At 68.1% G+C, this 6,490-nt stretch carries 5 protein-coding genes and 2 tRNA genes; 2 read left to right on the forward strand and 5 right to left on the reverse strand.

From position 1 onward, the window contains the following. Both ACWKY3_RS13110 and thiD read left to right on the forward strand, forming a co-directional pair. Positions 1-320: thiamine phosphate synthase (locus ACWKY3_RS13110; protein WP_449316841.1), on the forward strand; the 320-nt coding region annotated here is incomplete at its 5' end. A 23-nt stretch (positions 321-343) separates the two neighbouring features. Beyond that, positions 344-1,147, forward strand: coding sequence for a bifunctional hydroxymethylpyrimidine kinase/phosphomethylpyrimidine kinase (gene thiD, locus ACWKY3_RS13115; protein ID WP_449316842.1), 804 nt, complete (start codon positions 344-346; stop codon positions 1,145-1,147). 81 nt (positions 1,148-1,228) lie between these two features. Here the strand turns inward: thiD and ACWKY3_RS13120 are convergent, their stop codons facing one another. The 5 genes from ACWKY3_RS13120 to ACWKY3_RS13140 all read right to left on the reverse strand — a co-directional run bounded on the left by ACWKY3_RS13120 (position 1,229) and on the right by ACWKY3_RS13140 (position 5,649). Next, positions 1,229-2,869, reverse strand: coding sequence for an amidohydrolase (locus tag ACWKY3_RS13120; protein WP_449316843.1), 1,641 nt, complete (start codon positions 2,867-2,869; stop codon positions 1,229-1,231). Between the two features lie 84 nt (positions 2,870-2,953). Next, positions 2,954-3,030: transfer RNA gene (locus tag ACWKY3_RS13125), tRNA-Glu, on the reverse strand. 37 nt (positions 3,031-3,067) lie between these two features. Next, positions 3,068-3,141: transfer RNA gene (locus ACWKY3_RS13130), tRNA-Gln, on the reverse strand. Positions 3,142-3,353: 212 nt separating this feature from the next. Continuing rightward, entirely contained in the window at positions 3,354-4,061 is a 708-nt protein-coding gene (locus ACWKY3_RS13135) for a CDGSH iron-sulfur domain-containing protein (RefSeq protein WP_449316844.1), read from the reverse strand. 166 nt (positions 4,062-4,227) lie between these two features. After that, entirely contained in the window at positions 4,228-5,649 is a 1,422-nt protein-coding gene (locus ACWKY3_RS13140; protein WP_449316845.1) for a CCA tRNA nucleotidyltransferase, read from the reverse strand. Between the last annotated feature and the right edge of the window lie 841 nt (positions 5,650-6,490).

Here is a 6,490-nt window from a genome sequence, read left to right on the forward strand (position 1 = left end):
TGGGCGTGTCGGTGCAGACGGTGGAGCAGGCGCTCGCCGCGCAGGAGGCCGGGGCCGATTACCTGGGCGCGGGCGCGGTGTTCGGCACGCCCACCAAGGACGACGCCGTCATTACCGGTACCGACGGCTTGGCCGCCATCTGCGCGGCGGTTGACATCCCCGTGGTCGCCATCGGCGGGTTGAACGAACGCACGCTGCCCGCGCTCGCGGGCAGCGGGGCCGACGGGGCGGCCGTGGTGTCGGCCCTGTTCGCGGCGGACGACATCGAGGAAGCCGCCCGGCGGCTGCGCGCGGCCGTGCGCGCGTCGCTGGGCGCGTGAGCGGGAAGGGAGGAGCGGGCGCCATGGCGTTTTCCCTCAAGGCGGTGCTGAGCGTCGCGGGATCCGATTCCAGCGGCGGCGCCGGCATCCAGGCCGACATCAAAACCATCGCCGCGCACGGGCTGTTCGCCGAAACGGCCATCACGGCGCTCACGGCGCAGAACACGCTCGGCGTGACCGGTGTGGCGAACGTCGATCCCGCGTTCGTGGCGGACCAGATAGACGCCGTGTTCGACGATATCCGCCCCGATGCCGTGAAGGTGGGCATGGTGTCGTCGGTCGCCATCATGCAGGCTGTGGCCGAGCGCCTCTCGGCCCACGGGGCGCGCAACGTGGTGGTGGACCCCGTGATGGTGGCCACAAGCGGTGCGCGCCTCATCGACGAGGACGCGGTGGCGGCCTTGCGGGCGCATCTGCTGCCGCTTGCGGACCTCGTCACGCCCAACATCCCCGAGGCCGAGGTGCTGTGCGGGTTCGCCATCGCCGACGAGGACGCGATGGAGCGCGCCGCCCGCCAGCTGCTCGATCTGTGCGGCGGGGCGGTGCTCGTGAAAGGCGGCCATGGCGCGAACGACGCGAACGACGTGCTGGCCTTGTCCGACGGCGCGCTTCGGTGGTTTCGCAGCCCCGCCATCGACACGGCGAACACCCACGGCACGGGTTGCACGCTGTCGTCCGCCATCGCCTGCGAGCTTGCAACGGGAAAGGGCATGGCCGAAGCCGTGGCGGATGCGAAGGCGTACGTCACCGGAGCGCTCGCCTCCGGCCTTGGCCTCGGCCGCGGCAGCGGCCCCCTCGATCACATGTGGAACCACTTCGAGCGGTAGGAGGGGGAGGCCGCAAGACCCCCTCGTCCTCCTGCCCGCATCCGTTTCGCTTCGGTTCGACGGTGCGGGCCGCGCCCGCCCTCACGCCTCGAACACGCACCGTCCGCCCGTGAACGTGGCTAGTACCCGCGTCTTCTGCACGTCTTCGGGCGCGCACGAGAGCACGTCGCGGTCAAGCACCGCCACATCGGCCAGCATGCCCGCCTCGAGCGTTCCCAGCTCGTGCGCGCGCCCGACCGAGGCGGCGCTGCCCTGGGTGTAGGCGCGCAGGGCCTCGGCCATGCCGATGCGTTCGGCGGGAAGCCACCCGCCCGCCGGCTCGTGCGTGGCCGGGTCCTGCCGGGTTGCGGCGCTGTACAGCACGTCCATAGAGCTCACGCTCGTCACCGGCGAGTCCGTTCCGAACGCTAGCGTGGCGCCTGCGCCCAGAAGCGTGCGGAAGGGCCACATGAGGGGGACGCGCTCGGGCCCCAAATCGCGCTCGGGACCGCCGGGGTCGAGCGTCATGTGCGGCGGCTGCACGGCCGCCACCACGTCAAGCGCTGCGAGGCGCTCCACGTCCTGCGGCAGGAAGTTCTCCAGATGCTCCAAGCAGTTATGCCGGCCGGCGGGCAGGGGGCCGTACGTCGCGCGCGCCTCCTCGAAGATGTCGAGCGCCGCGTGGATGGCCGCGTCGCCTATCGTGTGGATGCGCACGGGATGCCCCTTCGCCGCTGCGGACAGCACGAGCGCGCGCATCGTCTTCGCATCCACCGTGGGCCGTCCGCGATCGCCCGCGAAGCGCGCGTTGGCGTAGGGCTCGGTCACCCAGGCGGTGTGCTGGCTCGACACGCCGTCGAAGAACTGCTTGAAGCCGGGTGCCTGCAGCATCGGGCCCGTGTACGCCTTCCGCATGGCCTCGAAGCGGCCCATGTCGGCGAGCAGGGTGGGGAAGAGGTGCACGCGCGCCGTCAGCTCGCCCCAGGCGAGCAGGGTCGCGTGCATGTCGTCGCGGATGAAGTCAAGCCCGGGGTGCGCCATGAGCGACATGTCGCACACGCTCGTCACGCCGTTTCTCGCCAGTTCGGCGAGAAAGCCCCGGTAGGCGTCGGCCACCTCGGCGTCGGTGAAGGTCCCCATGATCTTGGGCATAAGCTCCATGGCCGCCGCCTCGCGCACGATTCCCGTGAGCTCGCCGTCTTCGAAGCGGTCGTACGACCCGCCGGCAGGAGGCTCGCTTTCTCGCGAAAGCCCCAGCTCGCGCAGGGCGACCGAGTTGAGCCACAGCGTGTGGGCGTCGCCTGAGTACAGCGCCACGGCTCGCGCGGGGAATGCCGCGTCGAGCGAGCGCTTGGTGGGCGCAACCGGCGGGTCCCAGCGGTACTCGCGCCATCCCTGCGCGAGCAGCCAGCCCGTCGGCCGATGCTCGGCGAAGCGCCTCATGCGTTCCACGCAATCGGCCTCGCTCTTGCCCAAAAACGTGGTCGCCAAGGGCGAGGAGTACACGGCCGAATGGAAGAAGTGCAGATGGGAATCGTGGAATCCCGGCACCACGAGCGCGTCTTCGAAGTCGTACGCCGCGCACGCCGCGCCGTCGTTCGCCTCCCGCGCAAGGGCGCGCACCTCGTCGCGCGGCCCGATGGCCGCGATGCGGTCGCCCGCGACGGCGATGGCGGCTGGGCGAGCCTGCGAACCTGCGCCCGTGAACACCTTTCGGCTCTCTATGATAAGGTCGATGGACACGACGCCCTCCTTCCGCATAGGTTTGCGCACGCGAACCTCGCCAATGCAAAAAGCCGGAGGCGATGCCTCCGGCTTGCGAGTTCTTGGTAGCTCCGACCGGATTCGAACCGGCGACCTCCGCCTTGAGAGGGCGGCGTCCTAAACCGCTAGACGACGGAGCCACTTGTCAAAGATGCGCTTTGCAGTGTACCGTAAAAATGGCTGGGGTGGAAGGAGTCGAACCCTCACATACGGTACCAGAAACCGCTGTCCTGCCATTAGACGACACCCCATCGGATCACCGATGCTCTTCTCCGCTTTCGCGAAGAGGTGCGAGCGCGAGTGAGTATATTACGGGGTTCGCTCCGCTTCGTCAACCCTTTGCAATGAACTTTTCCGAAAAAGTTTCCGGTTGCGCGCGTGGCATGCGGAGACGTGCGGAGGTCCGCCGTTGGCACGCGGCGCGCCAGCTCCGCTCGCCATGGGCTGCGGACGCGCCGCGCTTTCAGGTTCGCCGGGGCCGCGCCTTTGGCGACGGGGCGGACTCCCATCCGTCGTCAAATCCTATTTCGACGTGCGCGGCATCGCAGAAAGGCTTGTTGCGCGAGGCTCCGCAGCGGCAGAGCGCGTAGCGGTTGCGCGGCTCGTACGCCGATCCGTCCGCGCCGATGAGCGCGATGCCCCCGCGCACGAACACAGGCCCGCTCACGCCCTGCTCCGGGTCCTCGAGCAGGGTGATCGACGGCTCCAGCCGCTCCTCGAGCACGGCGCCGCTTCGGCTGTCTTCGTGCACGAGGCGCCCGGCCGGGCACTCCTGCGATTCCTTCACCGCCTCGCGTTTGAGCCGTTCGTCGTCGGAACGCTCGGTGAGCGTCCACACGTCGCCGTCTTCGCGATGGCAGAACCGCGCGAACGCGCAGCGGCCGTCGTCGAAAAGCGTCACGCTGGGGCCGCGATGGACGTCGGCCCGCATCTTGAACGGCATGCGCGAGGCCGTCTCCGATCCCTCGAATCCGGCGTCCGCGTGCGCCCCGTCGCAAAACGGCGGATTCGACGAGCGTCCGCAGCGGCACAACGCGTAATCGGCTCGCCTTGGGAAGACGCGCAAGGTGCGGTACTCCCGATGCCCGCCCACCGGGACGATGGCTTGCTGGATAAGGGGAACGCCGCCGCGCACGACGTACGGTCCGTTCGAGGAGACGACGATGGCCATGAGGGGGAGGCGTTCGGAGCGCTCCCGTTCGGTGCTCGGGTGCGTCGTGGGGGATGTGGGAGGAGACGGCATGGGCTTCTCGCTTTCGCTTGGGCGTTTGGTTCGCGGTCAGTATAGGCGGCGAACGTTCGGCGCGCCCTGGGCGCGAGCAACCGTAAGGATGCGGTCAGCTTTTCGCCACGGTCGCGCGTCTCCGCTCCTCAAGCCAGCGCCGCGTGAACGCGAGCAGCGCGTCGCGCTCGTTTGCCACCTCGTCGTCTATCACGGCGCCGAGCGCCGCCCGAAGCGCCTCGCCCACAAGCGGGCCGGGCCCGACGCCAAGCGCGAGCACCTCTTTCCCATCGATGGCCAGCTGCCCAAGCGTGAATGCCGCATCTGAGGAAAGCACCTCGCCAAGCACCGTCTCGACCGCGTTCACCTCGTCGACGCGGCCTCGGCACCGGGGGGCTTGGCCCATCGCGTCGCCGCGCTTGAGGTCGCACAGCGCGCCGAACAGCTCAAGGTCGCCTTCAAGGGACAAGAGCGTTTTCCTCACCGATTTCGGCGTGGGGAGAAGGTCGTCGTCGTGGCGGCGCACAAGTTGGAGCACTTTCCCCGCGAACGCGGACGGGAGTTTGAGCCGGGCCATCGCCCCTCGGGCCATCGTCTCGCTCAAGGCGGCGTGCCCGTAGAAGTGCCCGACCCCCTCTTCGTCGGTAAAAAAGGTCGCCGGTTTTCCCATGTCGTGGAAAAGCGCCGCCCAGCGCACAAGCGGGTAGGGGGGCGTGGCGTCTATCACGCAGGCGGTGTGCGCCAGCACGTCGTGCACATGATAGGGGGTGCGCTGCTCAAAGCCCTTCATGGCCACAAGCTCGGGCATCACGGCCGCCAGCACATCCGCGCACGAAAGCAAGACGTCGCCTGCGAAGGGGCCGACAAGCATCCGTTCCAGCTCGCGCGCCACGCGCTCGGCCGATATCCGCAACAGCAGCCCCTTGTTCGCCATCATGCCCGAAAACGTCTTGTCTTCGATGCGAAAGCCCAGCTGCGCGGAGAGGCGGCATGCGCGCAGGATGCGCAGCGCGTCCTCGGAGAACCGTCGAGCCGGGTCGCCGACGGCGCGAAGCACGCCCGCCTCAAGGTCGGCGCGGCCCCCGTGCGGGTCGATCAGGCCGCGATCGGGGTGAAACGCCAGCGCGTTCACGGTGAAGTCGCGCCGCGCAAGGTCTTCCTCGATGCTGCGCACGAACGTCACCTTCCTCGGGTGACGGGCGTCGTCGGCGTAGGAGCCGTCCGCGCGGTACGTCGTCACCTCGACGGCGTGCCCGTCCACCACGGCCGTCAGCGTGCCGTGCGCCGTCCCCGTCTCGTGCGTGCGGACGCCGCGCGCCTCGAAGGCCCGCTGAGCTTCACGCCAGGTGGCCGACGAAGCCACGTCGACGTCTTCTCCCGGTCGACCCAAAAGCGCGTCGCGCACGAACCCGCCCACAACCCACGCCTCGTAGCCGGCATCCTCCAAGATGCGAAGCGCGCGCAAGGCGAAAGGCGCAAGCTCCACGCGCGGCGCGTCGTCGGCCCGGAGGGCGTTTCTCGGCAAGATCGGTTGCATCGGCGCCTCCTCTCGGCTTGCCACATGTTCACGCTGCACCAAATTATAGTGGGGTTTCGCCGCGATGCGGAGCGTCTTTCAGCGCGAGGACGCTCACGGTGTTTTGAAAGTTCGGCGGTCCTGCCCCTGCTTTGGCCGCCGGGGGGGGGGCGTCACCGGCGTCAGCGCGAGGGGCAAAGGCCGTCATGTCCAGGGAGGGGTCGAGGGAAGACGGGAACCCGCCGAGGAAGGCGCCGGCCAACGCGCCTGACGCTCCCGTCAGACAGGAAAAGGCCACAGGACCGGGCCGAGGCGGGTGCGGCGACGGGCGGTAGCGGGCGGGGTTCCAAACAGCGGCCCAAGACGGTCCAAAACGGCGGCCCGAAACAATTCGGTAGGTTGAATTTCAAAATGCAACAGCGTTGCGTTTGGTTGTGCGGGCAAAGTCCGCAGGCCCCGGAACAATTTTCGAATTTTCGAAAATTGGATCTTGCGCCCGCAGGGTCGAGTGGGTATTATAACCGGGTTGCGTTTTTCGAGGAGAGGAACGCAACGTCGATCCAACGGCTTCCGGCAGATCGATTGCCGGAGAGCCGATAAAGCAGCTTCAAGGAATTTCAAAAAAGTCCCTTGACAGCAAAGAATCGACAAGGTAAAGTATCTCCTCGCGTTTTGGCCGGAAGGCTGAAACGCGGGCCGAGAGGCCCGAGCGGGAACCTTGAAAACCGGATACTGGGAAGCAAGCGAGCGATCGTGCGGGGAGGGCGTCCGCCCTCCCCGCCCCTGAGAATCCATTACTTTTTTTCTTCTTTTCAAACGAGCTAGGGGGGCGCCTCTCGGGGCGCCCGTCCGGACGGAGAGT

It is taken from the genome of Rubneribacter sp., from assembly GCF_965361815.1.